This window comes from Croceitalea marina (assembly GCF_042684265.1).
Taxonomy (GTDB): Bacteria; Bacteroidota; Bacteroidia; order Flavobacteriales; family Flavobacteriaceae; genus Croceitalea; species Croceitalea marina.
Genome location: NZ_JBHULB010000012.1, coordinates 14,023 through 36,132, shown reverse-complemented (window position 1 = coordinate 36,132; position 22,110 = coordinate 14,023). Strand labels below are relative to the sequence as shown.

20 protein-coding genes are annotated in these 22,110 nt (G+C 37.7%); 4 read left to right on the top strand and 16 right to left on the bottom strand.

Annotated features, from left to right (window positions below):
- The first annotated feature begins 110 nt into the window (after positions 1-110).
- A complete protein-coding gene (gene dgt / locus ACFSQJ_RS10000) occupies positions 111-1,469 on the top strand; it encodes a dGTP triphosphohydrolase (RefSeq protein WP_377766820.1) in 1,359 nt (452 codons plus the stop codon).
- Between the two features lie 9 nt (positions 1,470-1,478).
- Here dgt and ACFSQJ_RS09995 read toward each other — a convergent pair whose 3' ends face one another.
- On the bottom strand, positions 1,479-2,552 hold the full coding sequence (locus ACFSQJ_RS09995; protein ID WP_377766819.1) for a DUF3078 domain-containing protein: 1,074 nt from the start codon (positions 2,550-2,552) through the stop codon (positions 1,479-1,481).
- Positions 2,536-4,338, bottom strand: a complete 1,803-nt coding sequence (locus tag ACFSQJ_RS09990; RefSeq protein ID WP_377766818.1) for a 1-deoxy-D-xylulose-5-phosphate synthase — start codon at positions 4,336-4,338, stop codon at positions 2,536-2,538. The genes ACFSQJ_RS09995 and ACFSQJ_RS09990 overlap by 17 nt, the downstream gene beginning before the upstream one ends.
- 53 nt (positions 4,339-4,391) lie before the next feature.
- On the opposite strand from ACFSQJ_RS09990, the gene ACFSQJ_RS09985 reads away from it, so the two are divergent.
- Positions 4,392-4,841 carry a nucleoside deaminase gene (locus ACFSQJ_RS09985; RefSeq protein WP_377766817.1) on the top strand — a complete coding sequence of 150 codons (450 nt, stop codon included), beginning with the start codon at positions 4,392-4,394 and terminating at the stop codon, positions 4,839-4,841.
- Positions 4,842-4,897: 56 nt separating this feature from the next.
- Here the strand turns inward: ACFSQJ_RS09985 and ACFSQJ_RS09980 are convergent, their stop codons facing one another.
- The 6 genes from ACFSQJ_RS09980 to aspS form a co-directional block, all read right to left on the bottom strand.
- A complete protein-coding gene (locus ACFSQJ_RS09980) occupies positions 4,898-5,089 on the bottom strand; it encodes a cold-shock protein (RefSeq protein WP_339335688.1) in 192 nt (63 codons plus the stop codon).
- 81 nt (positions 5,090-5,170) lie between these two features.
- Positions 5,171-5,428, bottom strand: coding sequence for a hypothetical protein (locus ACFSQJ_RS09975; RefSeq protein ID WP_377766816.1), 258 nt, complete (start codon positions 5,426-5,428; stop codon positions 5,171-5,173).
- A gap of 2 nt (positions 5,429-5,430) precedes the next feature.
- On the bottom strand, positions 5,431-7,212 hold the full coding sequence (locus tag ACFSQJ_RS09970) for a chloride channel protein (RefSeq protein WP_377766815.1): 1,782 nt from the start codon (positions 7,210-7,212) through the stop codon (positions 5,431-5,433).
- A gap of 25 nt (positions 7,213-7,237) precedes the next feature.
- On the bottom strand, positions 7,238-8,044 hold the full coding sequence (locus ACFSQJ_RS09965; protein WP_377766814.1) for a tetratricopeptide repeat protein: 807 nt from the start codon (positions 8,042-8,044) through the stop codon (positions 7,238-7,240).
- Entirely contained in the window at positions 8,016-8,570 is a 555-nt protein-coding gene (locus tag ACFSQJ_RS09960) for a hypothetical protein (RefSeq protein ID WP_377766813.1), read from the bottom strand. Before ACFSQJ_RS09960 ends, ACFSQJ_RS09965 begins: the two co-directional genes overlap by 29 nt.
- 8 nt (positions 8,571-8,578) lie before the next feature.
- Positions 8,579-10,327 (bottom strand): aspartate--tRNA ligase, encoded by a 1,749-nt coding sequence (aspS, locus tag ACFSQJ_RS09955; RefSeq protein ID WP_377766812.1) that lies wholly within the window; start codon positions 10,325-10,327, stop codon positions 8,579-8,581.
- 290 nt (positions 10,328-10,617) lie between these two features.
- Here aspS and ACFSQJ_RS09950 point away from each other — a divergent pair, with 290 nt between their 5' ends.
- The gene (locus tag ACFSQJ_RS09950; protein ID WP_377766811.1) at positions 10,618-10,971 is read left to right on the top strand and encodes a toxin-antitoxin system YwqK family antitoxin; all 354 of its coding nucleotides are present in this window, start codon (positions 10,618-10,620) and stop codon (positions 10,969-10,971) included.
- 69 nt (positions 10,972-11,040) lie between these two features.
- On the opposite strand, the gene ACFSQJ_RS09945 is transcribed toward ACFSQJ_RS09950, so the two are convergent.
- The 6 genes from ACFSQJ_RS09945 to ACFSQJ_RS09920 all read right to left on the bottom strand — a co-directional run bounded on the left by ACFSQJ_RS09945 (position 11,041) and on the right by ACFSQJ_RS09920 (position 18,933).
- Positions 11,041-14,544 (bottom strand): efflux RND transporter permease subunit, encoded by a 3,504-nt coding sequence (locus ACFSQJ_RS09945; protein ID WP_377766810.1) that lies wholly within the window; start codon positions 14,542-14,544, stop codon positions 11,041-11,043.
- Positions 14,545-14,547: 3 nt separating this feature from the next.
- Complete coding sequence (locus ACFSQJ_RS09940) at positions 14,548-15,738, bottom strand: efflux RND transporter periplasmic adaptor subunit (RefSeq protein WP_377766809.1); 1,191 nt, start codon at positions 15,736-15,738, stop codon at positions 14,548-14,550.
- 27 nt (positions 15,739-15,765) lie between these two features.
- Complete coding sequence (locus ACFSQJ_RS09935) at positions 15,766-17,136, bottom strand: TolC family protein (protein WP_377766808.1); 1,371 nt, start codon at positions 17,134-17,136, stop codon at positions 15,766-15,768.
- Complete coding sequence (locus ACFSQJ_RS09930; protein WP_377766807.1) at positions 17,137-17,742, bottom strand: TetR/AcrR family transcriptional regulator; 606 nt, start codon at positions 17,740-17,742, stop codon at positions 17,137-17,139.
- 232 nt (positions 17,743-17,974) lie between these two features.
- Positions 17,975-18,394 (bottom strand): hypothetical protein, encoded by a 420-nt coding sequence (locus ACFSQJ_RS09925; protein ID WP_377766806.1) that lies wholly within the window; start codon positions 18,392-18,394, stop codon positions 17,975-17,977.
- 11 nt (positions 18,395-18,405) lie between these two features.
- Complete coding sequence (locus tag ACFSQJ_RS09920) at positions 18,406-18,933, bottom strand: RNA polymerase sigma factor (protein ID WP_377766805.1); 528 nt, start codon at positions 18,931-18,933, stop codon at positions 18,406-18,408.
- Between the two features lie 142 nt (positions 18,934-19,075).
- On the opposite strand from ACFSQJ_RS09920, the gene ACFSQJ_RS09915 reads away from it, so the two are divergent.
- Positions 19,076-20,050, top strand: coding sequence for a polyprenyl synthetase family protein (locus ACFSQJ_RS09915; RefSeq protein ID WP_377766804.1), 975 nt, complete (start codon positions 19,076-19,078; stop codon positions 20,048-20,050).
- Here ACFSQJ_RS09915 and ACFSQJ_RS09910 read toward each other — a convergent pair.
- Together ACFSQJ_RS09910 and ACFSQJ_RS09905 are read right to left on the bottom strand one after the other, a co-directional pair.
- Positions 20,047-20,913, bottom strand: a complete 867-nt coding sequence (locus ACFSQJ_RS09910) for a hypothetical protein (RefSeq protein ID WP_377766803.1) — start codon at positions 20,911-20,913, stop codon at positions 20,047-20,049. The two genes, ACFSQJ_RS09915 and ACFSQJ_RS09910, sit on opposite strands and share 4 nt — an antisense overlap.
- Positions 20,914-20,953: 40 nt before the next feature.
- Positions 20,954-22,102 carry a lycopene cyclase family protein gene (locus tag ACFSQJ_RS09905; RefSeq protein WP_377766802.1) on the bottom strand — a complete coding sequence of 383 codons (1,149 nt, stop codon included), beginning with the start codon at positions 22,100-22,102 and terminating at the stop codon, positions 20,954-20,956.
- Positions 22,103-22,110: the final 8 nt, after the last annotated feature.

Sequence of the window (22,110 nt, the reverse complement as noted above, 5' to 3'; positions counted from 1 at the left end):
AAAATGCCATTATAATTTGGCTTATAGGTTAATAAAATGTTACCAAATACCCCGTAAAAATAGCTCTTAAAAAGACAAAGGAACTTATCTTGGCATAAAATATACCCTAGATGAATTGGGAAGACTTACTTTCATTAAAACGATTTGGAGACACCGCAAAGAGACTTAGAAAAGAACAGGACGAAACTCGTCTCGGTTTTGAGGTGGACTATGACCGCATAATTTTCTCCTCGGCTTTTAGAAGTTTGCAAGACAAAACCCAAGTGGTACCTATGCCCATTACCGTTGGCTCAAGAAAAGAGTTCGTTCACACCCGTTTAACGCATAGTCTTGAAGTATCCGTTGTAGGTAGAAGTTTGGGTCGTGTCGCTGGTAGAATGTTGTTGCACAAATACCCTGTATTAAAGGATAAACATGGATATCAGTTTAATGATTTTGGGGCTATAGTAGCGGCAGCTAGTTTGGCACATGATATTGGTAACCCGCCTTTTGGGCACAGCGGTGAGAAAGCCATAGGAACTTACTTTAAATCTGGTAAAGGGCGCAAACATAAAGTAGCCCTATCTGCAAAAGAATACCAAGACCTCGTAGATTTTGAAGGGAACGCCAATGGTTTTAAGTTGCTTAACGAATCTCGAAATGGCGTTGAGGGCGGACTGAGATTGAGTTATGCCACCCTCGGGGCTTTTATGAAATACCCCAAAGAATCATTGCCCAAGAAACCATCAAAAAATATTATCGATAAGAAATTTGGGTTTTTTCAATCTGAAAAGGAGTTTTTTTTAGATGTTGTGAATGAATTAGGCCTAAGAAAGAATACGAATAATCCTGAAATCGGGTATCACCGACATCCACTTACATTCTTGGTCGAGGCTGCTGATGATATTTGTTACACCATTATTGATTTTGAAGATGGTATTAACCTAGGTTTTATTTCTGAGGAGTTTGCGCTGGAATACCTCATAAAGCTGGTGAAAGATACAATCAACACCAAGAAATATCAAGCTATGCGCTCTATGAGCGACCGCCTGAGTTATCTTAGGGCATTGGCCATTAGTACTTTGATCAAAGACGCAACTCGTATTTTTGAAGAAAACGAAACCGAGATACTAAAGGGTAATTTTGATGCTGCCCTATTGGATAAAAGTGCCTATAAAGCGCAGATAACGGATATTATAAATCTAAGTATTCAAAAAATATATCAGTCTTCAGAGGTTTTAGAAAAAGAGCTTGCTGGGTATAAAATTATCTCTGATATATTAGAAGTTTACACCACGGCACTTATCAATAAAAAGGAGGGTCAAGAGACCAGTTATGATAAATTGTTAATCAGATCCTTGCCTGAAAAATATCAAAATACAGATACCACGGTTTATCATCTACTTTTAAATACCAGTTGTTTTGTGGCAAGTCTTTCGGATAGTGCTGCTGTTTATATACATAACAAACTTATGGGGAAGCAATTATAACTGATATTTTTAAAACGAATAATTAAAGCCTACGCCCAAGAATTGTCTGAACTGTATACGCGGTTCGCCCGGGTCTGTAACCGTTCCGTCATCGGCAACAACTTCATCAAATTTGATATCATCATCGTAGATAAGATGTGTGCCTATATTTGCCTTTACGTTCTCGTTTACGGTTAGGGTAAATGCCATTTCCCAGTCTACATCAACATTCCCGAAACTTCTGAGGTAGTCGGTGTAGAGATTAACTCTATGATTGAGTGAAACGTTTTTGAATATTTCTTTTTCCCATGTATTCGTAATCAGAAAACCAACTTCCATAAAAACCGAATCTCCCTTGTCTACGCCAAACGCGCCTTGTTGCGAAAGTCTTTCGTCTAAAACGAAGGTTGCTTTTTGCGTAAATGGAGAAATGTATAGATTAAATTTTTTTCCTTCAGGAATATAAGATGTTCCCGCACCAAGAAACAAATAGCCTGGGGCCATAAACCTTGAAATTGGCGTGGTTCGATCTGGGTACTTAAAACCATTGGAAAACTGGGTGTTGAAATTCATTTTAACGGAATAGTACCAACTGCTTAGGGTATCTCTTCTAAAACCAAAAGTCGAAGATAGTTTTACTAGATCATCGGTTTTGCGAAGTTTTCTGCCTTCTTGTGCATTTATTCCATAGCGGAGCCTAAGTTCATTATCCCAATTGATATATCTGAATTTGTAGTTTCTGACAAAGTTCAGATTTCCAAGTGCAGAAATAGAGTTGTCGCCACCGGCATTCCAGTTTACAAAAGCTACTTCGTTAAGATTGATTCCGAAATCATTTTTAATATCCCAAAAAGAGGTAGGTACAAATTTTTTAGGCTTTTTTAATAAAGGTTTTGTAGCGTTAAATGAATATTTAGGACTTCTAAGTTTAACGCCCCTTAAGATGTTTTTAATTTTTTTCTGTTCCCATCGAATCACATGGGTTTCTATCTCGGTCGTATCTGAAGGAATAGTGTCTTGAACCGTGTTTTGAGCTTCAACAGAAAAAACGCCAAGCATAAAAAGCACTTGTAGTATTAAGAGGTTTCTATTGAAACTCTTCAAGATATGTTTTAATTGCTTTAGCATTGAGGCCACAAATATCATATAATTCTTCGACTGTACCTTGTTGTACAAAGGTATCATCAATACCTAAAACTTTAATAGTGCCTTGATAATTTAAAACATTTGCTTGATCTAGAACTGCGCTACCAAATCCACCAATTTTACAACCGTCTTCTATGGTAATTACATATTCAAAATTTTCGAATATGCTTTTTAGTATATTCAAATCTAATGGTTTTGCAAATCGCATATCATAATGTGCAATAGTATCCGCCTTTGAAATATTTTCTATGGCTTTTTGAACTTCATTTCCGATATGCCCTAATGAAAGAACGGCTATTTTATTTCCCTTTTTTACCTGTTTTGCAGTGCCAATTTCAATTTCAGAAAAAGATGTTTTCCACGCTATAGTAGTGCCCCTACCTCTTGGATATCTAATCGCTATTGGGGCATCAAGTCCTTTTTGAGCAGTATACATGATATTTCTAAGTTCACCTTCGTTCATAGGGGCAAAAATGATAAGATTGGGAATGCACCTTAAATATGCCAAATCAAAAACCCCATGGTGGGTAGGGCCATCTTGGCCTACGAGTCCGGCGCGGTCTAAACAGAAGATAACGGGCAGGTTTTGCAATGCGACATCATGTATGACTTGATCATATGCACGTTGCAAAAAGGTAGAATAGATATTGCAAAAAGGAACCAAGCCCTCTGCCGCCATGCCAGCAGCCAAGGTAACCGCGTGTTGTTCTGCAATACCTACATCAAAAGCCCTTTCGGGTAGTTCTTCCATCATATATTTTAAAGAACTTCCAGTGGGCATGGCAGGGGTGATGCCTATGATATTTTTGTTCTTTTTAGCCAATTCCACCAAAGTATGCCCAAAAACATCTTGATATTTTGGCGGTTCTTGCTGAGGACTTTTCTTTTGGAGCTCCCCGGTGAGTTTGTCAAATTTTCCTGGAGCATGATAAGCTACCTGATTTTCTTCGGCTTTTTTTAGCCCTTTACCCTTAGTGGTAATGATGTGTAAAAGGCGAGGACCTTGAACTGATTTTAAACGCTCCAATTCTTTCAATAAAACTGGTAAATCGTGCCCATCAATTGGACCGGAGTAATTAAGGTTCAAGCATTCAAAGATATTCTCCTCTTTTGCAGTACCTTTTTTAACATTGGTCAGGTATTTTTTTAATGCCCCGACACTGGGGTCTATACCTATGGCATTATCGTTTAAAATAATAAGCGCATTGGCATTGGTCACCCCTAAATGGTTGAGCCCTTCAAAGGCCATTCCGCTTGCTATTGATGCATCACCGATTACCGCAATGTGTTGCTTTTGGGTGTCGCCTTTTAATTGTGAGGCCATTGCCATACCCAAAATAGCTGAAATAGAGGTTGAACTATGACCCGTACTAAAATCGTCATATGCACTTTCACTTCGTTTTGGAAAACCACTTATGCCGTTTAGTTGCCGATTGGTATCGAAAATTTGTTTACGCCCAGTAAGAATTTTGTGTCCGTAAGCTTGGTGCCCCACATCCCAAATCAGTTTGTCGTTTGGGGTTTCAAAAACATAATGCAATGCAATCGTCAATTCCACAACGCCTAGACTTGCTCCTAAGTGGCCTTCTTTTGTAGCAACTACATCAATTATAAATTCACGCAATTCTTTGGCCAGTTTGGGCAATTGTTCTTTTTTCAATTGCCGTAGGTCATTAGGTAGTTCAATATTTTTGAGAAGTTTTTTCAAAGCCTGTAAAAAGCAAAAATACCCATATTTAAGCATTTAATGTTGCATTCAGATTTGTAGTTTTGAAGTCTTATGTTCTATGGTATTGTATGGAAAATCCTTTTGACGATAATTATTTTATGAAGAAAGCCCTGCAAGAGGCAGAAATGGCTTTTGAACGTGGAGAAGTTCCTGTAGGAGCGGTAATCGTAGCTAAAAATAGAATAATCGGTAGAGCACATAATCTTACCGAACAACTACATGATGTTACAGCTCATGCAGAAATGCAGGCCATTACTTCGGCAGCTAATTTTTTAGGTGGAAAGTACCTTACGGGATGCACTTTATATGTAACCCTAGAACCTTGCCAAATGTGTGCTGGCGCCCTGTATTGGAGTCAAATCTCGAAAATTGTTTACGCAGCTTCAGATCTGGAAAGAGGATATAGCGTAATGGGAACTACGCTTCACCCCAAGACAGAAGTGGTTTCAGGTATTCTTGAAAAGGAGGCTTCTGAATTGTTAAAACGTTTTTTTATTCAAAAACGTAATTTAAACTAAATAAAAAAACCCTAGTGTTGACTAGGGTTTACCATGTAATAAAGTACAATATTGTATTAGATTACCTGCACTTGGGCAGCAACCATTCCTTTTCTTCCTTCTTCTTCTTGGTATTCTACTTTGTCGCCTTCATTTAATTGAATGCCGTTCAATGCTGTTGCATGAACAAAAATGTCTTGTCCGGTATCATCATTTGTAATGAATCCGAATCCTTTTGATTCGTTGAAAAATTTTACTGTGCCAGTCATTAAAAAAATATAATTGTTGAGACTCTAAATTAATACAATTCCATAAGAAGCGTATGAAATCGCCTGCAATTTTCGTCATAATTATTGATTTCCAGTCTTTTGGCGCTCTTTTTTCTGCATTTTTTCAATATTTTCCTTAGTTAACATATAATCTTTCATTTTTTTGCCTTTACTCTCTTTGTAAAGAAATAAAGGCATTGCAATAAGAAAGAGTCCTACAGTACCTGAGCCAATAAACTTATTGGCCAAAAGGGTGTCTTGAGATTTTATGGTAAACCCGTAAATTATTGCTGTAAAAGATGCTATTACTATTAAAACGATAAGATGTTTGAACTTCATTATTAACTGGAATAATTAATTAATTTTCTTCTGTAGGCTGTCAGCAATTTCGATTTTGAAATAAAACCGACGTATTTTCCCTCTTTGATAACGGGTAAATTCCATGCCCCGCTATCTTGAAATTTAGACATCACCTTTTTCATGGAATCTTCAGCGTAAAAAATATATTCTGGTGGGGCATGCATGACATCTTTGACAAATAGTGTCTCATACATTTCGGTATTAAACATGAACTCTCGTATATCATCTAAAAGCACAATGCCTACCATTTTCTTGTCACCGTCCAAAACGGGAAAAATATTACGGGTAGATTTTGAAACTGATTTATGCAACATTTCCCCTAAGGTCATCTCTGGATTTACGGGTTTAAAATTTGTTTCGATAACATCATCTAACTGCATTAAAGTGAGTACCGTCTGGTCTTTATTATGTGTTAATAAAGCTCCTTTTTGTACGAGTTCTTTGGTGTAAATGGTGTAATCTAAAGTATTTTTTGTGATAAGGTATGATATGGAAGCTGTAATCATCAAAGGAACAAATAGTTCATAACCTCCGGTAATTTCTGCAATAAGAAATATAGCGGTCAACGGGGCATGAATTACCCCGGCGATAAGTCCGGCCATTCCTATTAGGGTAAAATTACTTTCAGAAACATCAAACCCAAGTCCAAGATTGTTGATCACTTTGGCAACAACATTGCCTAAAGCGCTCCCCATCACCATTGTAGGAATAAAAACACCACCGGCACCACCTGCGGCAAAAGTAGTCGTCATGGCAATGGCTTTAAAAACAGTAATGCCGAACAATAATAAAATTACGACCCAAATACTGTCTAAATAGGTGTCAAAAGGAGTTTTGCCTAGCGCTTTTATGTGATTTCCTTCCAAAAGGTTATTGATAAAGCCAAAACCTTCACCATAAAGTGGCGGAATAAAGTAGAGCATGATACCAATGGCAATTCCACCAACTAATAGTTTGTATTTAGGACTTTTAAGCGGTTTAAATAGTTGAAGTATCCAAAAGTACATCTTGGTAAAATAGATAGATGCAAAGGCGGTTCCTACGCCAAGAACGACATAAAACAAGGTGTCATTCAACTCAAACCCTTCGGTTAAACTAAAATTAAAGAGCACCTCGTTGCCCAAGAAAAAATAGGATGTTAACACCCCAGAGATTGATGCCAGCAATAAGGGCAGTACGGAGAGCATTGTAAAATCCAGACTAAATACCTCAACGGCGAAAACGATAGCCGCTATCGGCGACTGAAAAATTGATGAAATTGCACCGGCAGAGGCACATGCTATTAATAATGAACGCGTTTTTGCATCAATATGAAATAAGCGGCTAATGTTGGAGCTCAATGCAGAACCAGATTCTACTGCAGGGCCTAATAAACCAACCGAACCTCCAAAACCGACCGTCAATGGTGCCGTTAGCAGTGGGGTATATATTTTTTTAATTGCCAATAAGCCCTTGTTTTTGGACAAAGAGAATAGAATAGAAGAAACCGCGTGCCCCAAAGGATGTTTGTGTACATACTTTACATAGAGATATACCAAAGTAAGGCCGATTACGGGTAATATGAAGTATAGCTGATTCTCTGAAATTGCGATACCTTTTTCTAATAATGCCTGAATAAAAAAGGTTAGGTTTTTTAGGGTAACCGCTGCCAGACCAGAAATTAAACCGACAACAAGGCTCATTAAATGCACAAAAGTTTTGTTGGAGATGTTTTTATATCGCCATTTTAGAAACTTTTTTAGTAAGCTCTTGGTGTTAGGCATTATTATGAACCTAGTTTATCTAAAATTAGCCTTTTATTTGAGATTTTAACTCTTCTAAGTCTGATAAATAGATTTGACGTAGCGTTTCTACGTAAGGCCTCTGATTATAAAAACCTTCTTTAAGATCAATAATTGCGGCTTCTATTATAGGGAGTGCTTTTTCAGATTGTTCTTGTTCTAAGAATATTTTTGCTTTGTAATATTTGGCATCTGCGGTTTGCTTAAAATAAGATATTGCTTTATCAAAATCTTTTAAAGCATTTTCATGATCTCCAGATTCATAATAGGCAATGCCACGGTACAAGAATGCTTCCAGTTCTACCCAGTCTTCACCTGTATCCTCAGTCTCTTTTGTAATGTGTTTGTTCCAGTAAGCAATTGAGTTTTCATAGTCTTTTAAACCTAAATAGGCTATTCCTCTCCAAAAGTCTACACTATGGCCTTGTGGATGGTCAATATGTGGTGTTAGCGTATCCGAAGCATTAAAATCTGCGATTGCTTTTTTGTAATCTCGGTAAAACCAGAGGTAATTATACCCTCGATATGCTTGCCAAGCTACTGAATCATATCGTACTGCTTTATCTATCCATTTTTCCCATTCGTGGGGAATCCCTCTTTTCAGATATGGAATAGATAACTCTCTTGCCGCTTCGGCATATGTTGAATCTAACTCAAAAGCATAGGCAAATGCATTCATTGAACCAGTTGTTCCTTGATGAAACACTTTTTGCCCAAAGTTAAAAGCGTCCTCATTTTTTTCTTCTTTAGACTTGCAAGAAATTAACATCATTGCAATAGTAAGACTAAGGAAGTATCTCTGTAATTTCTCCATTTTCTATACGGTATGAGATATACATGTAAGAATCCACTTTTTCATCTCTAATGATATTTGGATTCCATTCGCTTAACTGTGTGGTTAGATCAAATAATTGTTCTTTTAATTCTGTTGTAAATTTTTTAGGTTTTAGATTTAAGTCGTTCTCATGAATAACATATCTTCCAGTTTTACCTTTGCAGTTGATGACAAATCTTATGTTTAGGTATCCAGAATCAGTATAAGCCTTATTCTTATAGTTTTCTAGAACGAATTTTCGAAGCCCATTTTTCCCGGTAATATAAGTAGCCCTTTTAGGATTGTAATAGTCGTAAATATATTCGTTACATGTTTGAAAATCCTCTGAAAGTAAGGATTTTTCCCTATCTATATATGCTATTCGATGTTCATGCTCATTTTGGGAAGGCGTGTATTTTTCATTGAAAGTATAGCAAGCAAAAAGATAAAGTCCACCAAATACAAGTCCTACTATACCTAGAATAATAAATGAAATTTTTCTAATTTTTTTCCAGTTTGTAGGCATACAATAGGTTAAATACCCAACTTCAAATTTAGCTCTTTCAACTGTTCCTCATCAAGGTTTGCAGGAGCATCAATCATCACATCGCGACCACTATTGTTTTTAGGGAAAGCAATAAAATCGCGTATGGTTTCCTGTCCGCCAAGTATAGAGACTAGTCTATCCAATCCAAAAGCAATACCGCCGTGTGGTGGGGCACCGTATTGAAATGCGTCCATTAAGAATCCAAATTGTGCCTTTGCCTCTTCAGGTGTAAAACCTAGGTGTTTAAACATGGTAGCTTGGATTTCCTTATCATGAATACGGATGGAACCTCCGCCAATTTCATTACCGTTTAAGACCAAATCATAAGCATTGGCTTTTACCTCTCCAGGATTGGTATCCAATAATTCCAATTGCCCTGGTTTTGGCGAAGTAAACGGATGGTGCATGGCATGGTAGTTGCCAGTTTCTTCATCAAGTTCCAACAATGGAAAATCGATGACCCATAACGGAGCAAACTCATCAGCTTTTCGAAGGCCCAAACGTTCTGCCATTTCCATGCGTAAGGCGCTTAATTGAGCCCTTACTTTAGTTGTATCACCAGATAGCACACAAATTAAATCACCTGCATTTGCCCCGGTAACTTCTGCCCATTTACCCAAGTCTTCTTGGTCATAAAACTTATCTACTGAAGACTTATAAGTGCCATCTTCATTGCATCTGCAATACACCATACCCAAAGCGCCAACTTGGGGTCTTTTTAGCCAATCGGTAAGCTTATCGATTTCTTTTCGGGTATAAGAATTACCCCCTGGCACCGCAATACCCACAACGAGTTCGGCAGAATTAAAGACATTAAAATCTTTATGTTGGGCAACTTTATTCAGTTTGCCAAATTCCATTCCAAAGCGGATATCCGGTTTGTCGTTTCCATAACGCTTCATGGCCTCATCAAATGTCATTCTAGGGAAATTGTCAGCCTCAATGCCTTTAATTTCTTTCAAAAGATGTTTAGTCAATCCTTCAAACGTATTTAAGATATCTTCTTGTTCAACAAAAGCCATTTCACAATCAATCTGGGTGAATTCCGGTTGTCTATCGGCCCTTAAATCTTCATCCCTGAAACACTTTACAATCTGAAAATACTTATCCATTCCACCGACCATCAATAATTGCTTAAAGGTTTGTGGAGATTGGGGCAAAGCATAAAATTGACCTTCGTTCATTCTACTCGGCACTACAAAATCTCTTGCGCCTTCAGGAGTGGATTTAATTAAGTAAGGAGTTTCAACATCTATAAACCCTTGGTCAGAAAGGTATTTTCTAACTTCCATAGAGACTTTATGCCTAAAGATGAGGTTATCTTTTACTGGATTTCTACGAATATCGAGATACCGATATTTCATTCGAATATCTTCACCGCCATCGGTTTCATCTTCAATGGTGAAGGGAGGTAATAAAGATTCGTTTAGTACGGTTAACTTTGAAACCAAAACCTCTATTTCCCCGGTCGGAATATTTTTATTCTTAGAAGCACGTTCGATAACTTCACCCTTGATTTGAATTACGGTCTCCCGCCCTAAAGTTCTGGTCAACTCAAGTAGTTCTTTAGAAGTGCGATCCTCATCAAAAACAAGTTGGGTAATGCCATAACGATCTCTCAAATCTATCCATGCTACAAAACCTTTATCCCTTATTTTCTGAATCCAACCACTTAAGGTAACTTCTTGTCCTATGTGTGAAGCGTTCAATTCGCCGCAGGTATTACTTCTATACATGTGCCTATTTTATGATTGGCAAAGGTAATTAGTTCAATTCTTTTGTAACACCAATATTTAGACAGATTTTAAGGTGTAAACGGAGATATACCGACAACTTATCGATTTTTTCTTTCTATTACGGGTTCGTAAATGAGGCTATAAATTTTATACATATAATTGCAAATCAGATAGTTAAGGTTCTAATGTAAATTTAATGTAAATTATTTGTTACTTAAATATGTATTTAAGGTAAAATAATTTGTATGTTTGTATCGTTAATGTAAAGGAAGCGCAATTTAAATCCCAAAATGATGAAGCAAGCGATATTAATTTTAGCAGTAGTATTTTCAGCACAGATATATGCACAAGACATTAAGCCTACTTTTGAAAAAGAAGGTAAAATGGTAAAGGCAACTTATTTTCATGACAATGGAGAAGTAGCTCAAACAGGTTTTTTACTTGACGGTAAATTACATGGGCAATGGTCTATGTACAATGTAGAGGGTAAAAAAATTGTTTCAGGAAGGTATGAAAATGGTGTACGTTCAGGGAAATGGTTTTTTTGGAAGAACGATATTTTAAAGGAAGTGGATTTTCAGGACAATAAAATCGCTTACGTAAAAGATTGGAATAACGCTCAAGTTGTTTCTGTGGACAAATAAAATTTTTAACGAATAAAAAAAGCCCCGTGATTTTACATCACGGGGCTTTTTTTATTGAACCTTTTAAGATTAAGCCGCTACGGCTATTTTTTCTTCGTTGGACGTATTTTTCTTATAACTTCCCTTAATCCTTAATTTTATACGGTACACTATATTGAATAAAACCGGAACTATAATCAAGGTTAAAAAGGTAGCCACTATTAATCCGAAGATGACCGTCCATGCCAATGGCCCCCAGAAAATCACATTATCACCGCCCACATAGACCTGCGGGTCAAATTGTCCGAAAAGTGTAATAAAGTTGATGTTTAATCCTGTGGCTAGTGGAATTAACCCCAACACCGTTGTAATTGCAGTTAATATCACTGGTCGTAACCTAGCTTTTCCTCCTTTGATAATAATATCGGTTACCTCTTCACGAGACAACAATTCGCTATCAGATATACCTATGTTCACCTTTTTTCGATCAATCAATATTTGGGTATAATCTAGCAGTACTACACCGTTGTTGACCACAATTCCCGCTAATGAAATGATACCCATCATCGTCATCATGATTACAAAGGGCCAACCTGTAGCTACAATTCCACCAAAAACCCCGATGAAACTTAGAAATATGGCCATCATAATAATTGCAGGTTTTGAGATGCCCCCGAATTGGAAAATTAAAATAAGCATAATCAAACCTAAACCAGAGAAGAAAGCGCCCATTAAAAATGCTTGCTGTTTTGCTTGTTCTTCAAGCTCACCAGTGTAGTCTATTTTAACTCCAGAAGGCATACCCTTAAAGTTTTCCATTTCTTTTTTGATCTGGTCAACTATAATATTGGCATTACCGCCTGGCTTTAAGCCTGAATATACAGTCACTACGCGTTGCCCATCTATATGTTTGATTGCATTGAACGAAGAAGTATTTTTTCGTGAAGCAACTGCAGAAATGGGTATTTCTTTGATTTGCCCCGTAGCAGGATCCCTAAAAATCATATTCTGGTTGAACAAGGCACTGGTATTGTAGCGCAGATCTTCATTAAAACGCACATTAATGTCGTAGTCTTCACCATCTTTTTTGTAAACGCCGGCTTTGTTACCAAACAAAGATCTTCTTAGTTGTTGCCCTACTTGTCCAACAGATACACCTAGCTCTCCGGCTTTTTGACGATCAACAAGTACCTCCATGCCAGGGCTGCTTTTATTTACATCGACTTTAAGGCCTTCCATACCATCAATACTTTTTGAGTTGATGAAGATGCGCATTCGCTCAGCAACGTTTATCAAAGTATCATAATTCTGACCTATTAATTCAATGTTCACGGGATAGCCAGCTGGTGGACCCACGGCGTCTTTCTCCACAGAAATCGTAACCCCAGGATATACATCGGCCAATGCATTTTGTATGCGAAGCCTTAGTTTTTCGGTATCCAAACCTTCCCTGAATTTAAATTCTTGCATAGAAAGCGTAATCTTGCCACGGTGTGGCATCTCGGCTGCAGAACCTCCTTCTGTGAAAGGGTTTTCAGCCCCTTTTCCTACTTGTGAAACTCCAGTGTCCACCAAATAGTTTTCACCATCGGTTTTTAAATATTGTTGATCATCAATGATATCGTACACACGCTCTTCAATATCCTTGGTTAAGATATTGGTCTTATCAATATCGGTGCCTTGAGGATATTCGATATAGACGTATATTTCCTTGGGCGTATTATCAGGAAAGAACTCCACTTTGGTACGTTGGCTGCCTACCGAAGCCCCAAAGGTCATAAACGCGGCTACCAATAAAATCATGGTTACCCCAAAATACCAATACACGTTCTTACCGCGAAGCGCGTGTTTCAATCTTTTTTCATACCAGTTTTCCAGACGTACCAAACTATTTTTTTGGAAACGGTTCGACCAAGGTTTTAGAAAGTATTTATAAATCCAAAACAAGATTGCAACAACGATCATTAACGTACCCAGACCACGTACTGGACCTCCTAACAGTAGAATAAAAAGTCCAAAACCACCTAGTATAGCACTAATTTTAATCAGTTGTTTTCTAGTCAGGTTTTTTTCGCCGACCTCCATAAATTGCGATACCAACATCGAATTCATAAAAATCGCTACGAATAATGAGGAACCAAGTACAACTGAAAGTGTGATAGGGAAGTAAATCATAAACTCACCCATAATGCCAGGCCACATTCCCAACGGAACAAAGGCAGCTACGGTAGTCGCAGTCGAAATAATAATGGGGATGGCGATTTCGCCAATTCCTTTTTTGGCAGCTTCTTTTCGTGACATACCTTCTTGTTCCATCAAACGATATACGTTTTCCACAACTACGACCCCATTGTCCACAAGCATTCCCAGACCCATGATGAGTCCAAAAAGAATCATAGTGTTCAGGGTGTAGCCCAATGCCGAAAGAATCATAAAAGACATGAACATGGACATTGGAATGGCGAACCCAACAAAAAGTGCATTTCTAAACCCTAAAAAGAACATCAATACGGTGACCACCAAAATGATCCCGAAGATGATATTATTCACTAAGTCGTCAACCTGGTTTAAAGTAGTACTGCTACTATCATTGGCAAAAGTAACCTCCAAATCTCCTGGAAGCGTGTCTTTTTGTGCCTCGGCAACAATATCACGGATTTTTTCAATGGCAATCACATCATTTTTGCCCGATCGTTTTTTAATATCAAGCATCACAACACTTTCACCCATCTCACGTGCGTAAGTGTTTTTGTCCTCTTCTTCAAAAGTTACCTTGGCGATATCTTTTAAATAGACCGTTCCATTTTCTGATTTCACCACAAAATCGTTTAATTCAGATGGTTTTTCGATTTCCCCAGTGATTCTTATGGTTCGTCTTTGTCCACTGGTAATTAGGTTACCTGCGGACATGGTCATGTTTCCATTGCCTATGGCCTGTATAACATCATCAAAATTGATTTTGGCAGCCATCATTTTATTGATATCCACCGCAACTTCAACTTCTTTCTCTTGCGCACCGCGAATATCAACCTGTTTGACTTCCTCTAAATTCTCGATTTCGTCTTCAAGATATTCAGCAAATTCCTTGAGTTTTTCAACGGGGTAGTCCCCTTTTAAATTTACATTTAGAATGGGGAAAGACTCGGCAAGATTCAGGTCAAAAACGTTAGGCTCTACCTTTGCACCGTTAAAAATGGGCCAGTCTTCGCCCGCTTTCTCAGCATCTACCTCGTCTTTTACCTCTTGCTTGGCATTTTCAACGGTAATGTTTTCATCAAACTCTACCACTACCATAGAATAATCTTCTTGTGAAGTAGAGGTCATCTCTACGTAATTACTTACGTTCTTTAATCGCTCTTCAAGAGGATCGGTAATCAATCGTTCCATATCCTCGGCAGTGTTGCCGGGATAAATGGTGCTTATATAAATCTTGGTCTCCACGGCCTCCGGAAATTCCTCCCTTGGCATTGCAAAATAAGATGAGATTCCAATGAAAAGGAAAATACCTATCATCACATATATGACCGATGGATTATCTATGGCCCAAGAAGAGAGCTTAAACTCTTTGTCGGCATTTTTTTTGGCTTTGTCCATAATCTATTTCTTGGCTGTATTTTTAGAATTTAGAACTTTCACTTGTTGATTGTCCCTCACACTTCGGGCCCCTTCAACGATAATATTATCACCAGCAGAAAGACCTGATAGTACTTCTACGTAATCTCCCTGGGTTTTACCCAATTGTATGATTGTTTTTTTGGATACCAATTCAGTTTCGGAACCATTTTCTTTGGTCAAGTACACATATTGTTCACCCAATGCATTTTCAGATACGACGCTTTGCGGAATCAATATTGCCTCATCACTGGTGTAATCGTTGATTTTTGCAATTGCGGTAAGGTTCGGCTTAATCTTTCCTTCTTTATTTGGGACAGGAATTTCAACACTGAACGATCTATTTCCGGGGTTAATAAAGTTACCTGTCTGCCTAACTTTTGTAGTTACGCTATCACCCAAGACCGGGAAATATACTTGAACCATTTTGCCGGGCGTAACATTGGCCAAATGAGCCTCAGGTACTTCTACCTCAATGTACATATCGCTTAGGTTTACAATTCTGAAAACTTCAGAGCCTGGTCCAGGGCTGACCACTGTTCCTTGATCCTTGATAATATCATCTATAATTCCCGAAAAAGGAGCACGAATAGAAGATTTACCTACTTGACTTTCTAGTTGCTTAACAGCACTTTGTTGCGCTTCATATTGGGTTTTTGCCTGTAGGAACTGTATTTCTGAGCCTATGTTTTGGTCCCATAATCGTTTTTGGCGCTCAAATGTGGTTTTTGCCAATGCTTGTTGGGTCTTTAACTGTGCCAATTGACTAGAAAGTCCACCATCGTCAATAGAGGCTAAAAGCTGTCCTTTTGAAACCCGTTGTCCTTCTTTGACATAAACACGATAAAGCGTCCCAGCCATTTCTGGATACACTAGGACGTTTTGGTCTGTCATCACATCGCCTTGCAATTCTAGATAATGGTTAAATACTTGTTTTTCTACCTGCATTGTGGATACCAACGGTAATTTGGCGTTATCGTCCAGTTCACTGATAGCCGAGTCCAGTTGTTTAACCTGGTCTTCCAAAGCTTTTAGCTCTTGGTTCATAGCAGTTCTTTTGGTACGCATGGCGTTCAAGTCCTTACTTGATATGACGTCCTCAACAGAACCGCTGGCACCACCGCCACAAGAGGCGATTAAGATGCCTAAGATTGATAGTTGAATTATTTTTTTCATTGTCTTTATGTTTAGTAGTTGATGAGTTTATTGATTTGTATTCAAAATATTTTCGAGTTTGGTCTTGCGATTGATGACATCGACCATTGAACGTAAATATTCTTGTTGCGTAGTATAAAGTTGTGTCTGTGCTTGTCGCAGTTCAAAACTAGTGGCTAGGCCTTCAGCATATTTCACCTGATTTTTGTTTTCAATACGTTCCGCTAAGTTGAGATTGTCCTTTGTTGTTTGGTATTGCTCAATGGCAAATACGTAATCACTCTTTGCACTTTCGTGCTGAAGCATTAATTGCGATTGGGCCTGGGTCAACTGTGTTTTTGCTTTTTCGAAGGCAATTTTTGCTCGCTGCGTAGAGGCACTTCTTCCCAGTGAGCTGAAAATTGGGATGCGTAAATCAACGCCTAACGTAGAGAAACCGAACCAATCTTGCCCACTATCAAAAAAGGTAAAATTGTCACCAAATGAAAGACCTCCGTAATTTACAAATGCATTTAGGGTAGGCAAGGCCCTGCTCTTGGCCAATTTAAGCTCCAGTTCGCGCTGTTCGTTTAGGTTTTTAACAATTTTAAAATCGGTGTTATCCTCTAAAAGAAATTGAGTGTCCAACAAGCCGAAATCTATTTGTTGTTGGGTAAGTTCATCTAAGTCTTCAGTTAAAACGGTAGGGTTATCCAAAGGAAGCCCCATCATTAAGTTTAACATCTGCATGGTGATTTTTTCCAACCTCCTTGCATTTTTCAGTTGATTGTCGATCGATGATAAAGTTATCTGTAATTGATCAACACTTTCTTCATCACCAAGACCGTTCTCATAGATTTTTTTGGTCTCGTACAGGTTGTCTTCAAGTGTTTTTTTATTCTTTTCTAAGATAAGTGCATTTTCTTTGGTCAAAAGCACATTGCCGTATGCCTCAACCACTGCCGTTTTAACTTCTAAATCGGTCTTTTCCTTAAAGTTTCTGCTATATCGCAGAAAAGCCTGTGTGGCCTGCACACCTACAATGTAAGAACCATCAAAAATTTGTTGGCGAAGGGTGGCTGTCGCATTCATTTGTTGGGGCTGACCAAAAATTATGGGTACAAAAACATTAGGGTCTTGCTCTACACCAGGAGGTAAAAATTGTTCTGGAATTAGAATAGATGGGAACTGAGATTGTGCTTGCTTCAACTGGTTTTGATAAGAAACCGCACCTTCTATCTGAGGTAGACCGGTAGCAATGGTCTCCCATTTTTGTTTTTGGGCATCCACCAAATCACGGCCTGCATTTATCGCTTCGTAATTATGCTCTAAAGCATAGGCAACGGCCTCGTCTAAAGAGAATGAATTGTCTTTTTCTTGTGCCATTAATGGTACGGACCATACTAATTGGATGAACAGTAGTTTTGTAAGTGTTCGCATTTATTCTTGGTTTGAATTGATGATTTCATTTAGTTTTTTTCGTCCTTTGGGCGTAACGATGCCACGTAGGTGGTATTCTAGGTAATTATCCATTAAATACGTCATGGGAAACTTTTGATGGGGAAATAAAGACTCTTCCTTAATGCTGGTAACACCACTAAAATAAATACGTGCGATAAAATCGACATCTAGATTAGCCCTGTAGATACCTAAATCGACACCTCTTTTTACATTATCTACAACACACTTTTGCATTACTTCAAACTGCTTGTTCTTTAAATTGTGATGCAGTTTTGGATAATACTTTTGTAGTTGATAGCTGGGCGATGATTTTTCTTCTTTTAACTGGACCATCACAAACTTTTTTATCTCGTAAAGTTCCTCAATGGGATTTTTCTTTAGAGAGATAATGTAGTCTATACCATCTGAGATAGCACAAAAAACGCACATGGTACACTCTTCAACTAATTTGGTCTTGTTCTCAAAATGGGAATAGATAGTTTTTTTAGATATGGCCATTTCATTGGCCAAATCGTCCATAGTAACGCTTTTAAAACCTAGGTTTAAGAATAGGTCAGTTGCTCTCTGTAAGATTTTTTCTCTCATAATTGAGGTGCAAATGTAAGATGGAAACTTTAGGAACAAAAAAAGTTTCTAAGGTTTTGCATTTTTTTAACATAACCTTAATTTTTTTTCTTTTTATGATGAATTTCATCATTATGACGATTTTGAATTTCAGAATTGGACCGGAACGTTGATTTTTGGTTTAAACTCCAGAAAAAAGATTTGAAACGATATTTAGCCTGCCTTGAATTAGGGCCTTTCTTATCTTCTACCATTATGATATATTTTCGTTTCGCTTACGTTCCATATAGTCTTGATACGCTTTTTCGCCCTCTTCTTGCCAAAATGCATCATAATGTTTCCAGTCAGAAAAATCATTCCGCCAGCTGCATTTTTTTTCTTCAAATCTTTTTTTATTGATTTTCTTCTTACCGCCAGGTCCGTCGGAATCACCAAAGCCAAAGCCAAAAATTATTTTGGCCAGTACAATAAGGCCCAATGCTTTCCAGTAGTCTATGGTTGAGAGGGCAAAAAGTTCAGGCATTAGCCAGTTCCATAGCAACATAAAAACGTAATTCATGAGCAGTAAAAATGCTATGGCAAGAACGATGAAAAAGAATATTTTCACCCCTTTTGTTACGTAGTACTCCGCTCTGCTTTTCATGCGCTTTTCTAAATGATTTTTGTAATCCATAATCTTGAATTTTATTTTTTTAGTTCTAGTTCTTTATACAATATTGATAAGGCCCTATGTCTTCGAGACATTAGGGTGCCTTGCGCTATTCCGGTTTCCTCAGAAATCTCCCTATAAGTATACCCCTCAAAATCAACCGCAATGATGATATCGCGATAGGCAGGTGTTAGTTGCAGAATAGCTTTTTTAAGGTTTGCTTTTAAGTTTTCTGAATATTCTTGGTCCATACTTTCATAGAAAACTTCTGCAAAATCAGACCATAGTTGTTCCAAGGTTTTTTCATCATATATGCGCTCTTTTTTGACCCGCATTACATCAATAATCTTATTGCGTATGGCACTATAGACAAAACCCCCAATGTTAGTTATGGGCAGGGCATCTTTTGGTCTCGAAAATATTCTTAAGGCAACATCTTGTATAATATCATCGGCATCACTCTCTGAAGTGTGTTCTATTTTTGAACGCACATACCCTTTGAGTGCATTGTACTCTTCTTTAAAGAAGTTGTTTAGGTTGTTGTTTTCTTTTCGAGAAACCATTTAAGGTTTTTGCTATTGGTCTTCTTTTGTTAAGACGATGATTTTGATTTCTATTGCATTTAAAGGCAATTTTTCTACTCAAATACGACGCTTTTAAGGTCTATTTGTAACAATGCGTGTATTTTTGAGCAAAATTTGAAAGATGCAGCCCATAGAATTCTATAGAGATGAGTTCATAAATTATCTTGAGAAAAAGGTTCAAACAAAAGAACCGCACAACCTATATGAACCTATTGATTATATTTTAGGTCTTGGTGGAAAGCGATTACGACCTGTGCTTGCGCTACTGACTACAGAATTATTTGAAGGTGATTATAAAAACGCTTTGGATGCGGCTCTGGCGATTGAGGTGTTTCATAATTTTTCTTTAGTGCATGACGATATCATGGATGACGCCCCTTTACGCAGAGGAAAGGTAACGGTGCATGAAAAGTGGGATATTAACACTGGTATTCTTTCGGGCGATGCCATGCTCATTAATTCGTATCAGTATTTTGAAGGATATTCAGATGCCACTTTTAAAGAGTTGGTTCAGCTTTTTAGTAAAACCGCTATTGAGGTCTGTGAAGGCCAACAGTATGATGTAGATTTTGAAACTAGGGATGATGTAACCATACCTGAGTACCTTAAAATGATTGAGTACAAAACCGCTGTTTTGGTCGCTGCCGCTATGAAAATGGGTGCAATTATAGCAGGCGGCTCAAAAGAAAACCAGAATTTGGTTTATGAGTTTGGTAGAAACTTGGGAATTGCCTTTCAGTTGCAAGATGATTATTTGGATGCTTTCGGAGATCCAGAAACCTTCGGCAAACAAGTTGGTGGCGATATTATTGAGAATAAGAAGACATTTTTATATTTAAAAGCCTTAGAATTGTCAAGTGCTGCTGAGCGAGAGACCTTATTGCATCTTTATTCGATAGCGCCAAGTGACCCCACAGAAAAAATTGAGGCTATAAAAACTGTTTTTGAACAGAGTAGTTCGGTAAATATGACAAAGAAAGAAATTGAAGGCTATACGCAGCGTGCTTTTGAGTGTTTAAAACAGCTAAATCTGCCAGAAGAACGAAAAGAGATTTTAAAAATTTTTGGCGAGAACTTAATGCAGAGAACGGTTTAGTTATTTTCTATTGTCATCGAAAAATTGTCCACATAAATAGTTAAATCCTCAGCATTCGGATTTGCGGTTGCGCCTACTTGAATTCTTTCATAAACAACAGGTAGCTGTAACTCAAAATCGATATTGTTTTCTGCGAATACATCACGAAATACTTGAGCGTTTGGCATGTTCATTCCATCTTGCGATAAAATTTGGTCTCCATTTAAAAATACCTTGTTCGCACCATCTTCATTAGGTGAGAGAACCAATTCCCATCTAATGGTTACCCACTCTTTTCTTGGAAACTTAAAGGAGGACTGCCTTAGGGTCGTACCTGCAATTTTTCCTCGTTCAATAGCTAAATAATCATCACCGCCAGACAGCATTAGACGAATTCCGGGACACTTGTTATCACCATCTACAGATGGATCCGCATCTACTTCAGGATCCCAACAAGAACAACACTCTAAATCTAAGAGAAAAAGGTTTTCAAGGTTTGCGTCAGAATCAATATAATAATCTGCTTCAATGGTCACTTTACTATTTGTTGCTGCACTGAACGCTCCTTTTTCTATATCGGCCTTGGATAAAATCTCATCTGATTGCTTTGATTGAATAACGAGTGACTGATTTCCGTCACTTACTATATTTGAAGATAAACCTAAACTATTTGTGTCACGGTTTGGACTTATCAACTGCACCGTCGTCCATCGCGAATTATCGTTTGGAAATAGCAGTGAAAAGTCGTTAGAACTTGTCTCAAAACTATCTTCAAAAACAAAATTGGCGTTAGTTTCTAGGTTTTCCTCTTCATCGATTCTTTCTGCGTCATTTGAACATGAAAAAACAAGAAAGACTAATGGTACAAAAAATAAATTTTTCATAAGAACCAGCTTGTTAGTATAAAACGAGTATCAAGTCGCCTTAGTATCTAAGCAACCGTTTAAACAAAGCCTTTACAAAGGGTGATTTTGGGCATGCCCAAATGATTTGAAGTTCTTCCCAAAAGGTAGTTTCCTCATCCAAGAACTTTAATATAAATTGTGGTTTTCTTTTTTTGAACATGGCCTCAAAAATAGAACCTCCTAAATGGTTGTCACTTTGCAGAATATCGAGTAGCAATAGGTCGTAATACCAAAAACGTGTTTTTTTTGAGAAATCGGATAAAGATTTACCCGATTTTAAGTAAGCGACCAACTCTTTTACTTTTTTGGTAGAATTGTAGAAGGTATAGCCAGTGCTGGGCTTGGCCCAACCACCGGCAATACCGATATTTAAAATATTTTCAGAATTGCCCTTTGAAAAGTCAAAACAGGTCATCGGTATATTGCCTTGTTCGACCTCGGTAATGGTATATTCAGCTACGGCCAGTTTATCTTTTAAATACGATTTTATCGCATTTTCATATTCCTCTTTTTCTAAAGTGTTTTCTGAAAAAAGCGTGTATTCTACCAAGGCGTGAGTTTCCGAAAAAGGCAAAACATACATGAAACGGGTATTTTCTTTTTGGGGAATGGAAAAATCCATAAAGGTAGCTTGCTCAGTATTGAATACAGGCTTCTCCGTTTTTATAAACCAACCCAAAAAGTGCTGTTGCAGTACTGGATATTTGGTTTGATTTAAAAGCTTTTTGTAATCAAAAATGCTATTAAATACTTTTTTTGCGATATATGAAGAACCTTCGGTTTTCACCTGCACCTCAGCTTCTTTAACTACTATGGCACTAACGCTTTCTTGGATAAAAGTAACATTGGCATAACCCGTTACCCTTTCAAGATAGTGATCATAAAAATCAATACCTCTAAGCATTTTGTATTGATACGGATCTATTGAAGTGGCCAGTTGGAGCTCATTACCTGCAAAATAAATTTCTGGCCATGTTTTATGAAGAATAGCATCAAATTCACCCGATGCATTTTCCCAAAAGCACCAAGTGCGGTCATTACTATTTTTTATATCCTTGTCAAGAATTAAAATGCTTTTGTTAGAGAAGAAATCATCACGCCCCAGGGCATCTGCTAATAGCAATCCGGATGCGCCTGCACCGATGATGATATAATCGTAGTTGGGCATTTGCCAAA